The 18,857-nt window shown below is 46.0% G+C and carries 23 protein-coding genes, 1 tRNA gene and 1 pseudogene; 14 read left to right on the top strand and 11 right to left on the bottom strand.

The window, feature by feature from the left end; genetic code table 11:
• Nucleotides 1–264: 264 nt before the first annotated feature.
• From AAX10_RS05765 to AAX10_RS10085, 4 genes are all read left to right on the top strand, one after another.
• The gene (locus AAX10_RS05765) at nucleotides 265–1,260 is read left to right on the top strand and encodes a polyprenyl synthetase family protein (protein ID WP_046700643.1); all 996 of its coding nucleotides are present in this window, start codon (nucleotides 265–267) and stop codon (nucleotides 1,258–1,260) included.
• Entirely contained in the window at nucleotides 1,257–2,123 is an 867-nt protein-coding gene (locus AAX10_RS05760; protein WP_046700103.1) for a hypothetical protein, read from the top strand. The genes AAX10_RS05765 and AAX10_RS05760 overlap by 4 nt, the downstream gene beginning before the upstream one ends.
• A gap of 118 nt (nucleotides 2,124–2,241) precedes the next feature.
• A complete protein-coding gene (locus AAX10_RS05755; protein ID WP_080947070.1) occupies nucleotides 2,242–2,490 on the top strand; it encodes a putative hemolysin in 249 nt (82 codons plus the stop codon).
• Between the two features lie 51 nt (nucleotides 2,491–2,541).
• Nucleotides 2,542–2,685, top strand: a complete 144-nt coding sequence (locus AAX10_RS10085; protein WP_155399878.1) for a hypothetical protein — start codon at nucleotides 2,542–2,544, stop codon at nucleotides 2,683–2,685.
• 18 nt (nucleotides 2,686–2,703) lie between these two features.
• On the opposite strand, the gene AAX10_RS10080 is transcribed toward AAX10_RS10085, so the two are convergent.
• Genes AAX10_RS10080 through AAX10_RS05740 form a run of 4 tightly spaced genes read right to left on the bottom strand, consistent with a single transcriptional unit; the run spans nucleotide 2,704 to nucleotide 3,567 of the window.
• Nucleotides 2,704–2,841, bottom strand: coding sequence for a hypothetical protein (locus AAX10_RS10080; RefSeq protein ID WP_155399877.1), 138 nt, complete (start codon nucleotides 2,839–2,841; stop codon nucleotides 2,704–2,706).
• Complete coding sequence (locus tag AAX10_RS10600; protein WP_080947195.1) at nucleotides 2,823–3,002, bottom strand: WG repeat-containing protein; 180 nt, start codon at nucleotides 3,000–3,002, stop codon at nucleotides 2,823–2,825. The genes AAX10_RS10080 and AAX10_RS10600 overlap by 19 nt, the downstream gene beginning before the upstream one ends.
• 12 nt (nucleotides 3,003–3,014) lie before the next feature.
• Entirely contained in the window at nucleotides 3,015–3,368 is a 354-nt protein-coding gene (locus AAX10_RS05745) for a WG repeat-containing protein (protein ID WP_046700102.1), read from the bottom strand.
• Nucleotides 3,307–3,567: a hypothetical protein gene (locus AAX10_RS05740; RefSeq protein ID WP_149038864.1), complete on the bottom strand. Its 261-nt coding sequence runs from the start codon at nucleotides 3,565–3,567 to the stop codon at nucleotides 3,307–3,309. The genes AAX10_RS05745 and AAX10_RS05740 overlap by 62 nt, the downstream gene beginning before the upstream one ends.
• A 105-nt stretch (nucleotides 3,568–3,672) precedes the next feature.
• Here AAX10_RS05740 and AAX10_RS05735 point away from each other — a divergent pair, with 105 nt between their 5' ends.
• The 6 genes from AAX10_RS05735 to AAX10_RS05710 all read left to right on the top strand — a co-directional run bounded on the left by AAX10_RS05735 (nucleotide 3,673) and on the right by AAX10_RS05710 (nucleotide 10,483).
• Entirely contained in the window at nucleotides 3,673–5,706 is a 2,034-nt protein-coding gene (locus tag AAX10_RS05735) for a UvrD-helicase domain-containing protein (protein ID WP_046700101.1), read from the top strand.
• 98 nt (nucleotides 5,707–5,804) lie between these two features.
• The gene (locus tag AAX10_RS05730; protein ID WP_406564555.1) at nucleotides 5,805–8,123 is read left to right on the top strand and encodes a site-specific recombinase; all 2,319 of its coding nucleotides are present in this window, start codon (nucleotides 5,805–5,807) and stop codon (nucleotides 8,121–8,123) included.
• 97 nt (nucleotides 8,124–8,220) lie between these two features.
• The gene (locus AAX10_RS05725; protein WP_046700100.1) at nucleotides 8,221–8,550 is read left to right on the top strand and encodes a TfoX/Sxy family protein; all 330 of its coding nucleotides are present in this window, start codon (nucleotides 8,221–8,223) and stop codon (nucleotides 8,548–8,550) included.
• A gap of 162 nt (nucleotides 8,551–8,712) precedes the next feature.
• Nucleotides 8,713–9,846, top strand: a complete 1,134-nt coding sequence (locus AAX10_RS05720; RefSeq protein ID WP_046700099.1) for an NADH-dependent flavin oxidoreductase — start codon at nucleotides 8,713–8,715, stop codon at nucleotides 9,844–9,846.
• 38 nt (nucleotides 9,847–9,884) lie between these two features.
• Nucleotides 9,885–10,094 (top strand): hypothetical protein, encoded by a 210-nt coding sequence (locus AAX10_RS10180; protein WP_152545131.1) that lies wholly within the window; start codon nucleotides 9,885–9,887, stop codon nucleotides 10,092–10,094.
• 68 nt (nucleotides 10,095–10,162) lie between these two features.
• Nucleotides 10,163–10,483 (top strand): thioredoxin family protein, encoded by a 321-nt coding sequence (locus tag AAX10_RS05710; RefSeq protein ID WP_046698284.1) that lies wholly within the window; start codon nucleotides 10,163–10,165, stop codon nucleotides 10,481–10,483.
• Between the two features lie 71 nt (nucleotides 10,484–10,554).
• On the opposite strand, the gene fghA is transcribed toward AAX10_RS05710, so the two are convergent.
• Nucleotides 10,555–11,400 (bottom strand): S-formylglutathione hydrolase, encoded by an 846-nt coding sequence (fghA, locus tag AAX10_RS05705; RefSeq protein WP_046698283.1) that lies wholly within the window; start codon nucleotides 11,398–11,400, stop codon nucleotides 10,555–10,557.
• A gap of 61 nt (nucleotides 11,401–11,461) precedes the next feature.
• Complete coding sequence (locus AAX10_RS05700) at nucleotides 11,462–12,571, bottom strand: S-(hydroxymethyl)glutathione dehydrogenase/class III alcohol dehydrogenase (protein WP_455565426.1); 1,110 nt, start codon at nucleotides 12,569–12,571, stop codon at nucleotides 11,462–11,464.
• A 255-nt stretch (nucleotides 12,572–12,826) separates the two neighbouring features.
• Here AAX10_RS05700 and AAX10_RS05695 point away from each other — a divergent pair, with 255 nt between their 5' ends.
• The 3 genes from AAX10_RS05695 (at nucleotide 12,827) to AAX10_RS05685 (ending at nucleotide 15,119) form a co-directional block, all read left to right on the top strand.
• Nucleotides 12,827–13,171 carry an ArsR/SmtB family transcription factor gene (locus AAX10_RS05695; RefSeq protein WP_149038863.1) on the top strand — a complete coding sequence of 115 codons (345 nt, stop codon included), beginning with the start codon at nucleotides 12,827–12,829 and terminating at the stop codon, nucleotides 13,169–13,171.
• Nucleotides 13,172–13,180: 9 nt separating this feature from the next.
• Nucleotides 13,181–13,834: a hypothetical protein gene (locus AAX10_RS05690; RefSeq protein ID WP_080947067.1), complete on the top strand. Its 654-nt coding sequence runs from the start codon at nucleotides 13,181–13,183 to the stop codon at nucleotides 13,832–13,834.
• 202 nt (nucleotides 13,835–14,036) lie between these two features.
• The gene (locus tag AAX10_RS05685) at nucleotides 14,037–15,119 is read left to right on the top strand and encodes an oxidoreductase (protein WP_226997745.1); all 1,083 of its coding nucleotides are present in this window, start codon (nucleotides 14,037–14,039) and stop codon (nucleotides 15,117–15,119) included.
• A 290-nt stretch (nucleotides 15,120–15,409) separates the two neighbouring features.
• Here the strand turns inward: AAX10_RS05685 and AAX10_RS05680 are convergent.
• The 5 genes and pseudogenes from AAX10_RS05680 to AAX10_RS10490 all read right to left on the bottom strand — a co-directional run.
• Nucleotides 15,410–16,596 (bottom strand): annotated as a pseudogene (locus AAX10_RS05680) (amino acid permease); the annotation flags it as partial.
• Nucleotides 16,597–16,662: 66 nt separating this feature from the next.
• A complete protein-coding gene (locus tag AAX10_RS05675; protein ID WP_254596924.1) occupies nucleotides 16,663–17,223 on the bottom strand; it encodes a homocysteine S-methyltransferase family protein in 561 nt (186 codons plus the stop codon).
• A complete protein-coding gene (locus tag AAX10_RS10500; RefSeq protein ID WP_264673678.1) occupies nucleotides 17,169–17,411 on the bottom strand; it encodes a homocysteine S-methyltransferase family protein in 243 nt (80 codons plus the stop codon). Before AAX10_RS10500 ends, AAX10_RS05675 begins: the two co-directional genes overlap by 55 nt.
• Before the next feature lie 333 nt (nucleotides 17,412–17,744).
• Nucleotides 17,745–18,047, bottom strand: a complete 303-nt coding sequence (locus AAX10_RS10495; RefSeq protein WP_052585375.1) for a TSUP family transporter — start codon at nucleotides 18,045–18,047, stop codon at nucleotides 17,745–17,747.
• Entirely contained in the window at nucleotides 18,019–18,501 is a 483-nt protein-coding gene (locus tag AAX10_RS10490; RefSeq protein ID WP_080947194.1) for a sulfite exporter TauE/SafE family protein, read from the bottom strand. The genes AAX10_RS10495 and AAX10_RS10490 overlap by 29 nt, the downstream gene beginning before the upstream one ends.
• A gap of 216 nt (nucleotides 18,502–18,717) precedes the next feature.
• Between AAX10_RS10490 and AAX10_RS05660 the strand changes: the two genes are divergently transcribed.
• A tRNA-Pro gene (locus AAX10_RS05660) sits at nucleotides 18,718–18,794 on the top strand.
• Nucleotides 18,795–18,857 lie beyond the last annotated feature (63 nt).

The following is an 18,857-nucleotide window of genomic DNA, read 5'->3' as shown; positions in this document are numbered from 1 at the left end:
TATGCACACAATGAACCCATTTTACAAGCTTTAGCGGGGCAAAAACTCGCGAAAGCTCCTAAAAAATTTAAATTATCTGTGAGCATCGCATCAAAAATCTAATTGTGATCGAATTAATTCAAAAAATATAAATATCAATTAAAAATATCTAAACAATAAACTAATAGGTTTCGCCCCTGCGGTTGATTTGTCTTTGAGTAAATGCGTTGGCTGTGGTATGATAAATGGATTTTGTTTACTGTTGATTTTTTTGAGAAAAATAACATGACCACGCCCACTTATTCTGAGATTTTATCCGTTGTTGCTGATGATTTTGCTGTTATGGACAAGCAAGTTTTTGGCTCACTAAATTCCAAAGTTCAGCTCATCATGAAAGTGTCTGACCACGTCATCAACGCAGGCGGTAAGCGTATGCGACCCTTGATGACCCTGCTCATCTCACGCATGATAAAGGATGAGCAGTATCAGCCAAGCCTAGAACTTGGGGCGATTACCGAGATGCTCCATACCGCCACGCTCGTGCATGATGACGTGATTGATCAGTCTGGTATGAGACGGGGGCGACCGACCGCCAACGCCACTTGGAACAACGCCACGGCTGTGCTGGTGGGCGACTATCTTATCGCTCGCTCGTTTAACCTTTTGACGGGGTTTGGCGATATGACATTATTAAAGCTGTTCTCGGACGGGACGTGCGACATTGCTGAAGGCGAAGTGCTACAATTACAACACCAACACAACATTGAGACGACCGAAAGTGACTACCTACAAATCATTGACGGCAAGACTTCACGCCTGTTCATGATGGCGTGTGTGGGTTCGGCTCTACTTCATGGCAAGCATGATGACAAAGAGTTACTTGCTAATTTGTCTGATTTTGGGCAACATTTTGGCAATGCCTTTCAGATGATTGATGACGTGCTGGACTTTATGGGTGACAGCCAAACGATGGGCAAAAATCTGGGCGATGACCTAGCCGAAGGTAAGCCGACCTTGCCGATTATCAAAACCTTAGAAATCCTAAAACAAGCCAATAGCGATGACTATGACAAACTAAGAATCGCTGTACAAACAGGCAAAACCGACAATGCTGAGACGCTGATTGGCTTGGTGAGATCATCAGGAGCTTTGGAATACTGCAAAAATCGGGCGTTGGATGAAACCCGCCTTGCCCAAACGACTCTTATGAAACTGCCTGACAACCAATACCGCCATGCGTTGTATCAGCTGACCCAATTGGCGAGCGCCAGATTGGTATGAGTTATCTGGTTCTTGCCATCAGTGCCAGCGTACTGGTGTCTATATTCCTAAAAATGGCGCGCAGCCGTGGCATCGATGTCGCTCAGGCGATCTTAATTAACTACATCACCGCCATTATTTTATGTATTTATCTATTAAAGCCGAGCTTTGATGTTAGCCAAATCATGGCAAATGGCGCATTTATTTTTGTTGCCTTGGGTGTGCTGCTGCCCAGCGTATTCATCATCATGGCAAAAGCGGTGCAGATGGTCGGTATCGCCAAGTCAGACGTGGCGCAGCGTTTGGCGTTATTTTTGCCGATATTGGCATCATTTACGATCTTTGGGGAGGATTTGACGCTGGCGAAGGGCACAGGTCTTATTTTGGCATTCTCATCGCTCATCGCTTTGACCTACAAGCCAGTCCATCATACAGATGTTAAAGTATCCGATACGACCGATTTTAAGCGCGCCGCCGCCATTCTGGGCGGGGTGTGGCTGGGTTATGGCGTGATTGATATTCTGTTCAAGCAGATGGCAAAGCTGGGCAGTGCGTTTCCTGATACGCTGCTTGTAAGCTTTGTGTTGGCGTTTGTGTTGCTCTTTATTTATCTTATGATGAACAGAACCAAATGGCAGCCAAAAAGCCTAGCCAGTGGTGTGCTGTTGGGCGCGCTCAATTTTGCTAATATTTTATTTTATATCAAGGCGCATCAAGTCTATAAAGATGACCCGACATTGGTATTTGCTGGCATGAATATTGGCGTTATCTGCCTCGGTGCGGTGGTTGGTCTGGTGATATTTAGAGAAAAAATCTCAAAAATCAACGGGCTAGGTATTCTATTAGGTGTGCTGGCGGTGTGGTGTCTTTTCTATCTAAGATAGTGTATGAGGTATTGATGGTATCAAGCGATCATCGATAACGTTTCTTGTACAAAAATATTTGGCGATTTGCATTCGATTTGTGGTGTAATTAAATTTTAAACCTACCTAGGAGCATAAGATGAAAAAAGTAGCACTATCAATAATGGCAACGTGTTTGGTATTGGCAGGTTGTCAGACCATTAAGGATTATAATCCGCTCAAAAAAGAACCTAAAGCTGACGCTTCCAATCCTGCCAGTGTGTTCTGTGTGGAGCGTGGTGGTAAGTCAGCCATTAAGACCGCCAAAGACGGCAGTCAATACGGTGTGTGTCAATTACCTAATGGCCCAACCGTTGAGGAATGGGAATTTTATCGTAAGCACCACTAAAAACAATAACGCCAACCTGATGATTGGCGTTTTTTTTATTGGATTAGCTTAATGGTTAATGCTAACTTCGCCTTCTATCACGGCTTTGCCTGTTTTATCAATCGCCCCAAGCTGTATTTTATCGCCGGACTTTTCGCCAACAAAGGCAATGGGCTGGTTATTGATGCTGGGGTCTGTGGTGTCTTTGACTTTTAAAATGGGTGCATAAAATGGTCAAGCTAAATTATAATATAGCCCAACCACCAATTTGCCCGTGTCATCAATGAAGCCGCATTTGTCATCTTTGACCGCCAAAGGCAGCTTATCGGTAAATCCATAAATAAAATCATAATCTAAACCAAAATCAACCATGATATGATAAGCTTGTCAAAATCAACGTCATAATAAAGATCGGTAGCGAATTTTATCATGCCCCATTTGCCATTTTTGGAGACAGGTAAAATGCCTTGCTCTATTTTGCCGTGTTTATCATATTCAAAAGGTAAGATAACTTCGCCTTTGTCATCATATATGCCATATTTGCCTTATTTTTTAGCAAAATAAGCTGATTTACTTCTATGTGCTTTAATAACCTTTACCTCATGTAATTCATCATTTGTCAGGTCAATAACGACGTTGCCGTTTTTATCAAGTACGCCATAAATCCCTTGTTTTTTGACGATATAATGCGAATCTTGTCTTATTATGTCATCATAAACCATATCAATGATGGCTTTGCCGTCTCTATCAATCATGCCATATAAGCCTGATGTGGCAACAATCATGTCAGTGCCATTAAATTTTTCAATCTCATCATAAATGAGCTTGATGACAACGTTACCCTGTGCGTCTTGATGGCCGTATTTGTGCGTGTGGGTCTTGTATGGAGACAAGTCCATGATGGGCTTTGGCACGTTGTAATGCCCGTTGTTCTGCTCTTATTTTGGCCTGTATTTGGGCTTTGCGTTCATCTTGGCGTTGAGTTTCTAATTGGTTTGGGGTTTTGTCTTGTGGTGGCGTGGTATTGGCATAAGATGAATTGACCAAAATTATCATGGTAAATAAGGGTTTGCCCAGAAAGGTGAGGCGTGTTGTCATGGTGATTTTCCATAAAAATATCAAAGGATAGTTTAGCACAAACTTTTGCCCAATTTATCAAAATCCTTTATAATGACTCCCCATTTATCCAACTTATTTATTATTATGAGTCAATTGAACCCCCGCCAACAAGAAGCCTTAGCCCATGTGTCAGGACCGCTGCTCGTCTTGGCGGGAGCAGGTTCAGGTAAGACATCGGTCATCACCCAAAAAATCGCGCATCTAATCACCAACTGTAATACACCTGCCGAGCGTATTACAGCGATGACTTTCACCAACAAGGCGGCTCGCGAGATGAAAGCGCGCGTCTCTAAGCTCTTGCCCAGTGAAAAAACTCGCGGACTGACAGTGTCTACTTTTCACCAGTTTGGTTTGCAGTTTTTGCGTTATGAGCTCATGCACACACCGCTGAAGGCGAACTTTAGTATCATGGATTCGGACGATTCTAAGCGGCTGCTGATGGAGCTGATGATGCGAGACAACATGAGCGGCGCTGAGAGTCGCGAGCTGGCTGGTAAGGCGATGAAATTCATCTCTGATTGGAAGAATGACTTGGTATCGCCTGAAGATGCCGCGCAAACGCTGTCCGACCCAGAAGATCTGATGTTCGCCCATCTATATGGGCTGTATGAGCGTAATCTGCGCGCGTACAACGCAGTGGATTTTGATGACTTGATTGTGCTGCCTGCCAAGATTCTAAAAGATAACGAGATGGTGCGTGACAAATGGCAGCGCCGCATTCGCTATCTACTCGTGGACGAATATCAAGATACCAACACCGCACAGTATGAGCTGGTTAAGCTGCTGGTCGGATCATCAGCGCGATTTACGGTGGTCGGTGATGATGACCAATCCATCTACACATGGCGCGGTGCTAAGCCTGAGAACATGGCGCTGCTTAAGCAAGACTTCCCCAATCTGCACGTCGTCAAACTCGAACAAAACTACCGCTCCACCAACCGCATTCTAAGCGCGGCGAATACGGTCATCGCCAATAATGAGCATATTTTTGATAAGGCGCTGTGGTCGGACAAGGGTGAGGGTGAGCGCATTCGAGTGATTACTTGCCCGTCGGATTTTGATGAGGCGGAACGCGTCGCCAAAGAAATCGTCGCACATCGCCTGCGTAACGGCAACACATGGGATCAGTATGCGGTGCTGTATCGCTCTAATTTCCAAGCGCGTGTGCTAGAGACCGAGCTGCGTCAGCTGAATGTGCCTTATAAGCTCTCGGGCGGTACGTCATTCTTTGCGCGTACTGAGATTAAGGATGTGATGAGCTATCTGCGCATCATCCTAAATCCTGATGATGACGCGGCGTTTTTAAGGATTATTAATACGCCGAAGCGCGGCATGGGCTCGGCGACGCTTGAGAAGCTGGGTCTGCTCGCCCAAGAATATGGCATCTCGCTGCTGTCTGCGTGTTCTCATGCGGGTCTCAAGGCGGCTGTTGGTGCTAAGGCGAGTAATACTTTGTATGCATTTGCTGATTTTATTGAGCGTTACACGCGTGAGCTGTATGATAATGCTGACCCCATGCCATTGGTACGTCAGATGATCATCGAGACGGGTTATATTGATTACATCAAAGAAGACAGCAAAACCCCACAACAAGAAAAAAACCGCCTTGACAACATCGAATCCCTCTACCAGAGCATCGCGACACTCATCGACCGCGCTGAAGAGGATGAGGATAAGACCATCGAAGCGGTGATTCGTAAGATGATGCTGCTTGACATGCTTGAGCAGCAACAAGAAGAAGAGAACACCAATAAGGTGAACCTAATGACGCTCCACGCCGCTAAGGGGCTTGAGTTCGATTACGTGTACATCATCGGCGTCGAAGAAGAGATTCTGCCACACCGTAATTCGCTCATCGAAGAGAACATCGAAGAAGAGCGTCGTCTCATGTATGTTGGCATCACGCGCGCCAGATTGGAGCTGACTTTAACAGTTGCCCAAAAACGCCGCGCAGGACGCGATTTTAAGCAGACGACCCCGTCACGATTCTTAGAAGAGCTGCCAATCGACCACATGGATTACCCAGGCAAATCAGGCGTCAAAAAAGACCCAAAACTGGTCGCTCAAGACTACCTGTCGAACATTCAAGCCATGCTTGCAGCCAAGCGCGGCGGCTAATAACAAAAGTCGCAATGATATAAAGACATAACTGAAGTAAAAACTGTGCTAAAATGACCGCGACTTAAAAACTAATTATAAAAAGAATTTGGAGAGAATTGGTGCAAAGTGTTGACCATTCTGAATTGGAACATGCCTTACAGCGCATCACTGCTCTAAAAGAGCTGCCTGAACCACAGGCGCTCAAGGAGCTGGTGGATCTGTTGCGCGTGAATGATGGCGACGAAGAGATCGCCAATGATAAGATGGATGGGCTGATCGAATTCATAGAACAAAAACCTGAATATGGCGCATCGCTTGCCGCATTTATCCTAAGACTAACCAATAAATACAACCAAGTCACTCTATATACCGATACGGGCATCGCCTCAGATCACAGTTTTTCTTATAGTGTTAATCGCCTGATAGGACATCGATTCTTGCCACTATTGCCTGATGAGGATTCGGTGGTGGAGCTGGCAAGTTACCTATTTAATGAACGCAGCGACTTGCGTTGGGTGCGCATGATTGATGAAGACAAGTGGGACAAGCTGGTCGAGCTTGTGCATGTCGATGAATCGGATCTAGCACTGGTGGCGACTGCTAAGAATAATATCCTAAACGCCATCGTTATCTTATCTTATCGCATAAGTGGCATGGGTCTGCATCCTGATTTGATGTCTGCTTATCCGCAGATGCTTAACCACTCTGCCGCTTTCGTCGCTCAGAACCAAGAGGCGGTTTTATTCGTGAATCAATACCGTAAAGCGCATGAGCTTGACCTAATGACGGACATCATGCCTGATGAGGACATCAGTCCTGCACCGCTGCTTGTTATGTTGGAGCAGTGCGAGGAGATTGTCACCAGCGTGCGTAAGCGTATCTATAAGACGGGCATTTCGATTCGCCTGACGAACATGCTTGTGCGACTAGAGCAGAGCTTGCATCGCATGCAGGTATTGATTGAGCTGGTGTCAGACATCGACAAAAAACGCGACAAAGCTATCGTGGAACTAACTGCTCAGATTGTGCGCACCGCCAAGACGCGTTATAGCTTTGGTTATCTGATTGAGAATAATACCAAGCTGCTGTCGCGCAAGGTTACCGAGAATGCCAGTCGTGTCGGCGAGCATTACATCAGTACTGATCGCACAGGCTATCACAAGATGTTCAAAAAAGCGGCGATCGGTGGCTTTTTTATTGCTTTCATGGCGACGATAAAAACCCTAGGCTCGTCATTGGTGCTGGCACCGATTGGTAAGGCATTCATTAACAGTATGATCTATGGCTTAGGCTTTGTGACGATCCACATTGCAGGCGGTACGGTTGCCACTAAGCAGCCTGCGATGACGGCTGCCGCCATTGCCTCGACCATCTCTCATGGTGCTGGCAACAAAAAAAACCAGCAGCTCACCAAGCTTTCTGAATTAATTGTTGATATCTTGCGTACGCAGTTCGTGGCTATTATGGGTAATATTTCGATTGCGATGCCGATTGCGCTGATGATTGCCTATGCTTGGCTATATTTCACGGGTGCGCCGATGATCGATGGCTCGAAGGCGGCGCATCTGCTGCATGAGCTTGATCCGATTCGTTCATTGTCACTGCCGCATGCGGCGATCGCAGGCGTGTTCTTGTTCTTATCGGGGCTGATCGCAGGTTATTATGATAATCTGGCCGCCTATAATAAAATCGGTGAACGCATTCGCAGACATCGCTTGTTGTCACACATCATGCCTAGCAAATGGCAAGATAAGCTTGGTGGTTTTATTGAGGCGAATCTGGGCGCAATCATGGGTAACTTTATCTTTGGTTGCTTCCTAGGTAGTACAGCGACGATCGGCTACATGCTTGGGTTGCCGCTGGATATTCGCCACATTGCTTTTGCGTCAGCGAACTTCGTGCATGGGCTGTTCTACCTATCGCCACAGGATTTGACGTGGGGGCTTGCGCTACTGTCCTTCGTTGGCGTGCTGCTTATCGGTATGGTGAACCTGATGGTGAGCTTCTCCTTGGCGTTGTTCGTGGCACTGCGCTCAAAAGAAGTGGAATTCTTCGAGTGGAAGAAGCTAAATAGCTTGATATGGAAGCACTTCTTGATCAATCCTTGGGACTTTTTCTTTCCTAGAAGTGAGTCGGTGAAATATGCCCAGATTGACAGTGAAGGGCGTGTGATCTATGAAGAGGTGTCAGATGAAAAAGAACCCACCACGCGTGTGCTGCCTGATAACTATGTCGTGCGTCGCCTAGGTCGTAAACCTAAGGACAAAGACAAAGAGCAGCAAAAAGATAAGTCAGGCGATGAGAATAAAGACATTCGCGAGGCGATCGCTGAACATCATAGCGATGATGAGGAGATTGAGACAGTAGAGGTGAGAGAAGATCAAAATACCACGCCACTACCCAAGCCTGACAAGCCACCAAAACTACCTAAGTAATGCTATAATCAAAACACTACCCATCACTGGGTGGTGTTTTTAATTTTTCAACGACTGCGCTTGGCGATATGCCGTAATGTGTAAAATTAAGGGGGATATGTCTAATGATTTTGTCAGATTCATTCAAGATGAGCTGAGTGATTATTATAAATTGACTTACAAAAAGATGTTCGGCGAGCATTGTCTGTTCTATGGCGATAAGATTATTGCGATCACTACTGCCGATGATAAGATCTTTGTGAAAGTGGATGGACAGGCGCGTCATGAGTTTGCGCAGGCAGGCGCTCATTCATACACTTATGTTGCTCAGGGTAAGCAGCGGGTCATGCATTACATGAGCGTGCCAAGTGAAGTGATTGATGGTCTTGATGAGCTTGTGCGTTGGTTTCAATTGGGTGTTAAGGCGTTAAAGAGCGCGGATGGATAATCCAAATGCGATGATAAATGCAAGTCTATTAAGCCGATATATTACCGCTTGAACGATGATGATAAGATGATATTACACAGCGATGACGGTGCATGTGGGTGCGATTTGATATAATGTCACCGCTACAATTAGCCACAATTAAATCCGATAATAGAGAATCTTATGAATAATACAAATAATATATTAACCCCATTTGTCTTAAATAACGGCGTCAAAGTACCCAACCGTCTCGTTGTCGCTCCGATGACGCATTATGCATCGAATCCTGATGGTACATTATCTGATGAAGAGCGTGATTTTTTGGTGGGTCGCTCGGATGATTTTGGGTTATTCATCACAGCAGCGACTTTAGTTCACCCAAGTGGCAAGGCGTTCTTTGGTCAGCCTTGCGCCTATGATGAGCAGTATTTGCCGAGCCTGACTCAGATTGCAGACATCATTAAGAAGGGTGGTGCGAAAGCAATCTTGCAGATTCATCATGGTGGTCATCAGTCTTTAGCTGAATTTGGCGAGGTGATTGCACCGTCTGCCATGGATAACGGCAAGCAGATCGCTCGTGCGATGACGGTGGATGAGATACGTGCTGTTATTAACGGCTTTGGCGTGGCGACTGACCTTGCGATACGAGCGGGCTTTGATGGTGTAGAGATTCACGGCGCGAATAATTATCTTATCCAGCAGTTCTTCTCACCCCATTCGAATCAGCGTGATGATGAATGGGGTGGCAGCCTCGAGAACCGTCTGCGCTTCGTGGATGCTGTCATACAGATGGTAGATGAGGTGAGAGCCAAGCACGCCAAGCCTGACTTTATTGTCGGTTATCGTTTATCCCCTGAGGAGGCGGGCGAGCAGGGACTGACGATGGCGGACTGTTTTGATTTGATTGATTATCTGGTTCAGCAACCATTGCAATATCTGCATGTCTCGCTGTGGGACTTTTATAAGAAAGCTCGCCGCGGTGCAGACACGAACCTTACTAGAATGTCTCTCATTCACGAGCGCATCGCTGGACGTCTGCCACTGATTGGGGTGGGCTGTCTGCTGTCCGCTGATGATGTGAATCGTGCTTATGCGACAGGATGGGCTGAATTCATTGCGGTTGGTAAGGCAGTGATGATTAATCCCAATTTCGCCACATTGATGAAAACTGGCGAATACGATAAGATCAACACTGCCATCGATCCTGAGTGCAACCACATCTACAAAATCCCAAGCCGGCTGTGGACATACCAACAAAAAGGACTTGCCTATTTGCCGCCTTTAAAGGGCAAACAGTGGCAGCCCTTGGATATTTGATTTGTGGACTTGAAAATATCAAGACAGACAGCATAAAGATGACATTAACCAGCACTAACGCGGAGCAAGCCATGAGCAATCCCAATCTTAATACAACAGATATAAATAACGCATCCTTTGACAGTCTAGACATCGATAATCTAGACTTCGATGCCATGCTTGGCGACTTCGCTGATGTAACCGTTGAAGGCGGTTTTGATGCGGACAGTGCTGAGGATGACTGCGCAGGTGGTGCTTGTAAAATCTAAATCAGATAACGAACCGCCTTTATGGGCGGTTTTTTATTTTATACAGAATTAATCGAATGGAATAAGTGATGAGAATTGTAGAGGATTTGGGTCAGATAGAGCAGACCATCACACAGCATAGTATCGTTTTACTGTATGTGCAAGCGCCGAACTGTGGTGTGTGCAAGGTGTTCTTGGAGTGGGTGAGGGATATGGAGGCGGATTTTGATGATGTGCAGTTCATGCAGACGAACATTGCGGATGTGCCAAGTATCGCAGGGCGTTTCCATGTGTTGACCGCGCCTGCTGTGTTGGTGTTCTTATCGGGAAAAGAGGTGTATCGAGGCGCCAGATATCTAAAATTACATGAGATCAAAGAAGCTCTGCAAGACTGCCAAAGCTTACAATGATTATTTCTGTTCATACCATGAAGCAATAATATAAAGACCACCAAATCGGTGGTCTTTATATTATGCAAGGGTTATCCCTTTAGGATTTTGGCATGAAATTCAATATGTTCACGCATGAAGCTTGCGATGAAATAGTAGCTATGATCATATCCGCTGCGCAGATGAAGCGTCGCATTAAAGCCAAGCTCGTTAGCTTTTTGGATGAATTTCTCAGGTTGTAGCTGCTCAGGGTAGAAGCTGTCCGCCAGGCCTTGATCTATCAGGATGGGTAGGTCTTTGCGGGTGCATTTATCCAGTAACTGCAAGCTATCATATTCTGACCATGCTGCCGCATCATTGCCTAGATAAGCACTAAAGGCTTTTTTGCCCCAAGGGATGTCGCCTGGGTTGACGATGGGTGCGAAGGCAGAGACGCTTTTGTATCTTTGTGAGTTCTTTAGAGCAATCTGCAGTGCGCCATGCCCACCCATGCTGTGCCCGAAGATGGCGCGCTCGCCAGTCACAGGAAAATGACTTTCGATGATCTTTGGTAGCTCATGCACCACATAGTCATACATTTGGTAGTGCTTGGCCCATGGTTCTTGAGTGGCATTGATATAAAACCCTGCGCCTTGCCCCAAATCATACGCATCATCATCAGCCGCGCCATCACCCCTAGGCGATGTATCAGGCATTACCAGTGCAATGCCATGCTGACTGGCGAACTGCTGGGCGTGTGCCTTCGTGGCGAAATTCTCATCGGTGCAGGTAAGACCAGACAGCCAATATAGCACCGGCACTTTTTTGCCGTGAAGGGCTATAGGTGGCAGATAGATGGCAAAGGTCATCGTGCATTGGTTGGTATCAGAGAAATGCTGATAACGCTCATGATGCCCATCGAACATCTTGTAGTGGTTGATTTGGGTGAGTTTATCCATGATTATCCTATCAATATTGTGGTAGCCCTTAGAGTGTCTAAGGGTGGGGTATTTGAATGAATTAGAAATGTATCACTGAACGGATTGACTTGCCTTCATGCATCAGATCAAATGCGGTATTAATCTCATCAAGTGGCATGGTGTGCGTGATGAAGTCCGTCAGTTTAAACTCGCCTTTCATGTATTGGTCGATCATATTAGGCAGCTCAGTGCGACCCTTCACGCCGCCGAACGCCGAACCACGCCATACACGTCCTGTCACCAGCTGGAATGGTCGCGTGCTGATCTCAGCACCTGCAGGCGCGACACCGATAATAATGCTCTCGCCCCAGCCTTTATGGCAGCATTCTAGTGCTGAGCGCATGACATTGACATTACCGATGCATTCGAATGAGAAGTCCACACCACCGTCTGTCATTTCAATGATGACTTCTTGGATCGGCTTGTCAAAGTCATTGGGGTTGATGCAGTCAGTTGCGCCCAACCCCAAAGCTTTATCAAATTTATCCACATTAATATCAATGCCAATAATGCGAATTGCACCTGCCATTCTCGCGCCGATGATCGCTGCTAGGCCGATACCACCAAGACCAAACACTGCTACGGTGTCGCCTTGTTTGACTTTGGCAGTCTTGGTAACAGCACCGATGCCTGTCGTTACGCCGCAGCCCAGCAGGCAGACTTCCTCTAGGGGTGCTTCTTTTTGGATCTTGGCAAGCGAGTATTGAGAGACGACTGTGTATTCTGAGAAGGTGGATGTGCCCATATAGTGATAAATGGGCTGACCATCCTTAAAGAATCTGACCGTACCATCTGGCATAAGACCTTTGCCCTGTGTGGCGCGCACTGATGAGCAGAGATTGGTTTTGTTGGATTTGCAGAATTTGCATTCTCGGCATTCGGCGGTGTATAGAGGAATGACGTGATCACCAACAGCAAATTCAGTCACGCCTTCGCCAACCGCTTCAACAATCCCCGCGCCTTCATGTCCAAGCACGCAAGGGAATACACCTTCAGAGTCCTGACCGCTCAAGGTGTAAGCATCAGTATGGCAGACGCCTGTGGCGACGATGCGCACTAAGACTTCGCCTTTTTGGGGTGGCATGAGGTCAAGCTCTTCGATTTTTAGAGGTTCGTTGGGCGCCCATGCGACCGCAGCAAGAGTTTTAATGAAGTTCATGAATGCACCTTAATTCGTAAAATTAAAAAAGTTTATTGGATGTGCATTATATCAAATCGAGAGTTATAAAAATAATTGTTTTAGGTAATTTTGGGTTTTAATAAAACTAATGCGCTATTGGTTTTTACGCAGTTTTTAACGAAACTTTTGGTATGCTTGAGTGTATTTGGATTATAAATCAAAAGTTGAATTATCGCCAAGTCCGCTTTATAATGCGTTTAAATCCTTAAACCAAAAACAACAACCATGACCCAATCAAATACTAAGTCAATACCAAGCCCCGACCATGCCATGTCCGTCATGAAGGATTGTATTCCTATTTTTACGGTGCTGGCGGACGAAAATCGCCATTTGATTTTAAAACTGCTACTGGATAATGGCAAAATGAACGTCAATCAACTCACCGACAACCTGCACCTATCTCGCCCTGCGGTGTCTCATCATTTAAAAATCATGCTGTCCGCTAATGCGGTGAGCGTGGAGCAAATTGGTAAAGAGCGGTTTTATCGTTTGGCGATGAAAGATGAGATTGAAAAAATGGGCGAACTCGTTGAATTGATGAAAAAATATTGTCCGAATAATTCAAAATAAGATATAAACATGAAACAAATTATTCGTTATAAAAAAATTCGTGGCAAACAAAAAATTTTACGCCGTATTGATGATTGGGCGGCTCTAAATTGTGAGCTTAATTTGGCGTATTTGGAGCAATATAAAAGAGACTACGTCAAATTTTGGGTAAAACCGTTCTCTAATCTTAATGTTGGCAATAGCATTTATCCAGAGCCGTATGGCGAATTTAAAGAAAAATTGCTGTATGGGTTATTTGAGATTTACCACGCTTGGAAAATGCAATTAGATGAGTTGGGCAAACCTTATTATTTAAAAATTTGGCTATTTGAAAAAAAGATTTCTCGCTCGCAGGTGGTTTGTGCTGTTGATGAGTGTTTGGATTTTTATGATAATACATTTGCCAATATTAAAAATGTAAGTATTGACGAATTAAAACTAGCGTTTAATCATGATTTGGATAATTTTTCAAAATTAAATTGGCAACAAGGCGTGGACGTTGGGTCTGTTGAAAATAATTATTTGGATATGTTTGATGATAAAAACAGTCAAGAATACAGGCAAGCCGAGCGGTGGTTTCATCAAGTCAAAGAACAGGCGTTTGATGTGTATCATGTCCCCAATCCGAGCGATGTGGCGTTTTATTATTTGATTGAAAATGACAGGGTGTGGATAGGGGGTTAAAGGGCTTGACAAGGGACGTGTTTGTTTTTATAATAAGTTTAAATTTTTAAACATATAAACACAAGGCAATCACCATGCTTTTTAAGCCCTTTACTTTTCCCAATGGCACAACCGCCAAAAACCGCTTTTTTAAATCCGCCATGGAAGAACAGCTCGCCCACGACAGCAAGCTAACCGACACGCTTGCCAGCCTATATGACACTTGGGAAAGGGCGGGGCGGGTATACTCGTCATGGGCAACGTCATGGCAAACAAGCAGGGCAAAGGCTCGGTTAATGACGTGGTGGCGGACGATGAGAGCAGTTTGCCCATGCTCAAAAAGTGGGCAAATGCTGGCAAGCGAAACGACACGCTCATCATCATGCAAATCAACCACGCTGGCAAGCAGTCGCCCAAAGCGGTCAATGCCGTGCCTGTCGCCCCAAGTGCCGTACCGCTTGTTGGTATGGACGGCTTTATCAATCCGCCACGAGCATTGCAAAATTCTGAAATTCATGAGTTAATTCAAGCATTTATTAACACCGCCAAACTTGCCGAACAGGCAGGCTTTCATGGCGTGCAGATTCATTCGGCTCATGGCTATCTCATCAGCCAATTTTTGTCGCCACACCACAACCGCCGTGATGATGAGTGGGGCGGAAGTCTTGCTAACCGTATGAATTTTTTATTAAAAATCTATAAAGGCATTCGAGCGAATGTGGGGACGGATTTTTTGGTGGGGGTCAAGTTAAATTCGGCTGATTTTCAAAAGGGCGGATTTGATGAAAGCGAGAGCATTGCCGTGGTGCAAGCCTTGTCCGAGCTGGGCATTGATTTTATTGAAATCTCTGGCGGTAATTATGAAAGCCCACAAATGCTGACGGCAAAACCAAGCGCGCAAAAACGTGAAGCGTTTTTCTTAGACTATGCCAAAAAGGCTCGCAAGGTCTGCTCTGTGCCACTTATCATTACAGGCGGTTTTCGTTCCGAACAGGCGATGAATGACGCACTGTTAAGCGGACATTTGGAAATGGTGGGTGTGGCTCGTCCCTTTGCCCTTGTGCCTGATTTGCCCAATCAAATTCAAAACGGCACTTATAGGACGGTACAGACCGAGCGGATTAAAACGGGCGTTAAACCGCTTGATAACAAAATCGGCTCGGTGCTGGAAATGGACTGGTATATGAGTCAGATGGCACTTATCGGGCAGGGCGAATCGCCTAATCTAAAACTATCCCCGTGGAAAGTGCTATTTAAAACCATTTGGGAAAATGGCAAGGCAGGACTAAGCACAGGGAGAAGTTAGGAAAAATGAGTCCGTTTTGGGCTGATTTTAATTTGAAATTGATGACTTGGGTAGGTGTGTAAGGGCAAATTGCAATTTACCCTTTTTTATGTATTGATAATTGGGCGAATGTGACTCGCCCTTACGCATTCATATTGCAAAAGTGGCTTGATGGAAAAATGCTTTTGCACGCTTACCTACCCACTCCAATCAATATTATAAATTCCATGATACACCGCCCACACAAATAAGACACCGATGACGGCAATCAACATTTTTTCGGCAGGTTTTAGGTTAAATTTACCGCCATGATGTTGATAACGAGAATACAAAAACAGCCCAATCCTTGGTACATACAGTAGCACCGACAACAGCAGATAATCAAGCCCTGCGGCATAGATAATCCACAGCCCATAAAAACTTGCCAGTAGCCCCGTTAATTTGACACATCAAGCCGAACGCTCGGTAAGCGACAGCTTCAACAGATACGCCCCAATCAAAAAATACGGCACCAAAATCATGGACGTTGAGATAAGAAGTAGGGCGTTGTAGCTTTTGCCTGTCATTAGCACCAAAAACAGACACGTCTGCACTACAAGCCCTGTGAACCACAGCGAGTTGATGGGCGTGCCGTTGGCATTGACTTTGTCTAGGGTTTTTTGGGAATGCCCCGTTTTTTAAGCCACGATATGGCACCTCAGCAGAGTACATTGTCTAGCTGATGTAGGACGCCAGCACCGACACGATAAGGCAGGCCGTGATGATGACCTTGCCCATGACGGGGCAACAAGCCATAGGACAGCACGGTAATGGCGACATATAGGGCAAGGGCGATGATGATACCTAGGACGGTCGCAAGTCCGACATCGCTTTTTTTCTTGGCGTGGGCGGACAGTACGAACGCACTTTCTACGCCTGTGAACACCCACAGCGTGATGAGCATGGTGTTTTGACTTGGTCTAGGGTGCTATTGCCAAGGGCGCGCCCTGTCATGTCTTGGCTAAATTTGGCAGGCGAAAAATACCAAATGGCAAGCCCGATAAATAGCACAAGCGGAAATACCTTGACAAAAGTCGCCACAAGGTTCACCGTGGACGCTTCTTTGACTCCTTTGGCAATCAAAATATACACAAGCCACACGATGACAGACGAGCCGATAAAGGTAGGGGCGGTGTTGCCCTGTCCAAACAGCGTGAAGGTGTTGGAGTTGGTAAACTGCCCCACGCTTTCAAAGGTAACCACTAAATAGCCCACAATGCCAATGGTTGCACACAGCCAATAGCCCCATGCCGACATAAAGCCTGCCAAATCGCCAAAGCCTTCACGAGCATAAGTATAAACCCCACTGTCCAACTCAGGGCGAAGCCGTGAAATAAAAAAACGACAAGCCTAAAAAGATAATGCCCACACCTGTGATAAGCCAGCTGATAAGCAGGGCTTGACCGCTTGCCACTTGTGCCATGTTTTGGGGCGGGCTAAAAATCACCGAGCCAATCATCGAGCTCAATACAAGGGCGGTTAGGGATAATAAACCGATTTTTTTTGTTTGACATAATGGTGCCTTTTATTTTAATTGTTGCCCAATTTGGCGAATGTGTTCTACGCCAATCCCACAGCACCCACCAATCAAGCTTGCCCCCATGTTCGCCCATTTTGTCGCCCATGCCAAATAGCCCAATGGGTGCAAATCATCACGCAACTCATCAATTTGTTCGTTGGCAGAGCCTGTTTCGTCTTGGGGTTTGAAGGCATTGGCATACGCCCTAAAAGCGAATTTTTTGGCGGTGTTGGCAAGCGTTTGGGCGGTGATAAGCAGGGTGGTGTCAATCACTTCTGGTTGTGAGCAGTTGAACAAAATGGCATCAACCGGAGCGTCAAGGGCAAGCATGGCAGATGTGGCGTACTGCACGCTCTTGCCTAAGCGTAGGCATGGCGTGCCTGTGCTGGTCGCTGTGTCATCAAGCGTAAACGACAACCAAATTCGTCGGTCGTGGGGCAGGCGTGCGATGAGTTCGGTAGGCTCGATGATGCTGCTTTGGGTTTCTAGTAGCCAGATGTCGGCATGATTTTTTAGTTGATTGATAAGCGGTGTGGCAAGTCTTTGTACTTGATTTTTGTCAAACAAATTAGGGCGATACGAACCAAAAAAAGGGGCGGAATAGACCCTGCAACTTTGCCACGCCCATATGGCTTACGGCATTTTTTGGCAAGCTGCCCTGCACGCTCGGCAAGCAGTTGTGCGTCCTTATCAAATCGCTCATCGCCAATATGAAACGGCACAATGGCGTAGCTGTTGGTCGTGATAACGTCCACCCCTGCCTGCAAAATTCTGTATGCACCTGCTCTGCTAGATGTGGCGTCTCAATTAAGGGCAGGGCAGACCATTTAGGCTGGCGAAAAGGGGCGTTTAGTCGCATAAGCTCACGGCTCATGCCACCGTAAAGTAGGGTAATGGGCGTAATCATTCCAAAGATAAAAGGGTAAAAGGAGAATAAAGGGCGGTATTATGGCACAGTGGATAAGTTTTTCTTATAAGCTTATCAAGGATTAATATGAGAATGTTTACTGATTTTGGGTTTGTTATGAGACCATAAAAATAAAAAGCCGACAATTGTGGCTTTTCATATGCTCTATTGATATCAAGGATTATGCCAGCACACCCATTACGCCAAAATAACCCAAACGCAGCCCAAGCAGCACCAAGATCCATAAGATTATCTGGCGAAAAACACGCACCGGCAGATAGCGATTAATGCGTGCGCCAAGTGCCATAAATACGAAGGCAAGAGCGGTGATGATGCCAATCTGAGTCCAAACCTGTGTGCTTAGTGCTGTTAATGCATCGAATAACACAACGAACTGCGCCACCTTACCCATGAAGAAACACAAATTCGCCACGCGGATGATGGTTTCTTTGTTGTCACTGATGGAGAGTAGATACATCATCATAACGGGTGCCATCGCACTGGTTGCTCCGCCCAAAAGACCGCCGAAGATGCCGACGATAACCATGTTGGTCTTGGTATTTTAGGACGATGGGGTGACCGCCCAAACTGGTGACGGCATACCATAGCACGACCAGTGCGAGCAGAATCATAAGATAGGCTTGATTCAGCCAAAGCAAAAGATAAGCGCCTGCTATGCCACCGGCAAGCCAGAGCACAACGAGCCGCCAATAATTAACAAGATAATGACAGAAGTTATGGATGATGCCACGCCCTCCGATAAGCCATGCTGATAGATTTAAGATTGCTGTTGGAATCAGTACAAGGATGATCGCATCGGATAAGCTGTACGTGCCACTGATGGCGGCGATGGCGATGAGTGCAAATCCCATGCCGCTCACACCATGTAAAAGTCCTGCGAATGCTGCTGCGCCAAAGAGTAACCACTGTGCATCCATAAGACCCACCTATATATAAAAGTTCTGCCATCAGCCAGCCTAAGCTGCTGCGAGAAAACGACTAATTATAAAGGATTTTGCATGCAATAATAAAAATAAAACCATTGAATGATAGAAGCGCGTCTTTTATCGATCTTTAGGTGAGTGAGTTTGCGTCATAAGCCGTGTAAAAACACTTGCAAAATCTCAGAAATTTGATAAAATGACAATCCTATTCGGGGTGTAGCGCAGCTTGGTAGCGCACTTGCATGGGGTGCAAGGGGTCGCGAGTTCGAATCCCGCCACTCCGACCATTAAATAATCAAGGGCTGTCCGTCATCGTACGACAGCCCTTGATTTTTATAGGGTTTAAGCCC

This window comes from Moraxella bovoculi (genome assembly GCF_000988745.2).
GTDB classification, from domain to species: Bacteria; Pseudomonadota; Gammaproteobacteria; order Pseudomonadales; family Moraxellaceae; genus Moraxella; species Moraxella bovoculi.
This window is presented reverse-complemented; position numbering and strand designations above follow the sequence as displayed.

Coding starts and splice junctions, on each gene's coding strand:
- AAX10_RS05765 (WP_046700643.1), top strand. CDS start 265: ATGACCACGCCCACTTATTCTGAGATTTTATCCGTTGTTGCTGATGAT.
- AAX10_RS05735 (WP_046700101.1), top strand. CDS start 3,673: ATGAGTCAATTGAACCCCCGCCAACAAGAAGCCTTAGCCCATGTGTCA.
- AAX10_RS05760 (WP_046700103.1), top strand. CDS start 1,257: ATGAGTTATCTGGTTCTTGCCATCAGTGCCAGCGTACTGGTGTCTATA.
- fghA (WP_046698283.1), bottom strand. CDS start 11,400: ATGGATAAACTCACCCAAATCAACCACTACAAGATGTTCGATGGGCAT.
- AAX10_RS05740 (WP_149038864.1), bottom strand. CDS start 3,567: ATGACAACACGCCTCACCTTTCTGGGCAAACCCTTATTTACCATGATA.
- AAX10_RS10490 (WP_080947194.1), bottom strand. CDS start 18,501: ATGGATGCACAGTGGTTACTCTTTGGCGCAGCAGCATTCGCAGGACTT.
- AAX10_RS10180 (WP_152545131.1), top strand. CDS start 9,885: ATGACATTAACCAGCACTAACGCGGAGCAAGCCATGAGCAATCCCAAT.
- AAX10_RS10085 (WP_155399878.1), top strand. CDS start 2,542: ATGGTTAATGCTAACTTCGCCTTCTATCACGGCTTTGCCTGTTTTATC.
- AAX10_RS10080 (WP_155399877.1), bottom strand. CDS start 2,841: ATGGTTGATTTTGGTTTAGATTATGATTTTATTTATGGATTTACCGAT.
- AAX10_RS05690 (WP_080947067.1), top strand. CDS start 13,181: ATGAAACAAATTATTCGTTATAAAAAAATTCGTGGCAAACAAAAAATT.
- AAX10_RS05745 (WP_046700102.1), bottom strand. CDS start 3,368: ATGGACTTGTCTCCATACAAGACCCACACGCACAAATACGGCCATCAA.
- AAX10_RS10495 (WP_052585375.1), bottom strand. CDS start 18,047: ATGATGATGTATCTACTCTCCATCAGTGACAACAAAGAAACCATCATC.
- AAX10_RS05725 (WP_046700100.1), top strand. CDS start 8,221: ATGTCTAATGATTTTGTCAGATTCATTCAAGATGAGCTGAGTGATTAT.
- AAX10_RS05755 (WP_080947070.1), top strand. CDS start 2,242: ATGAAAAAAGTAGCACTATCAATAATGGCAACGTGTTTGGTATTGGCA.
- AAX10_RS05720 (WP_046700099.1), top strand. CDS start 8,713: ATGAATAATACAAATAATATATTAACCCCATTTGTCTTAAATAACGGC.
- AAX10_RS05695 (WP_149038863.1), top strand. CDS start 12,827: ATGACCCAATCAAATACTAAGTCAATACCAAGCCCCGACCATGCCATG.
- AAX10_RS05710 (WP_046698284.1), top strand. CDS start 10,163: ATGAGAATTGTAGAGGATTTGGGTCAGATAGAGCAGACCATCACACAG.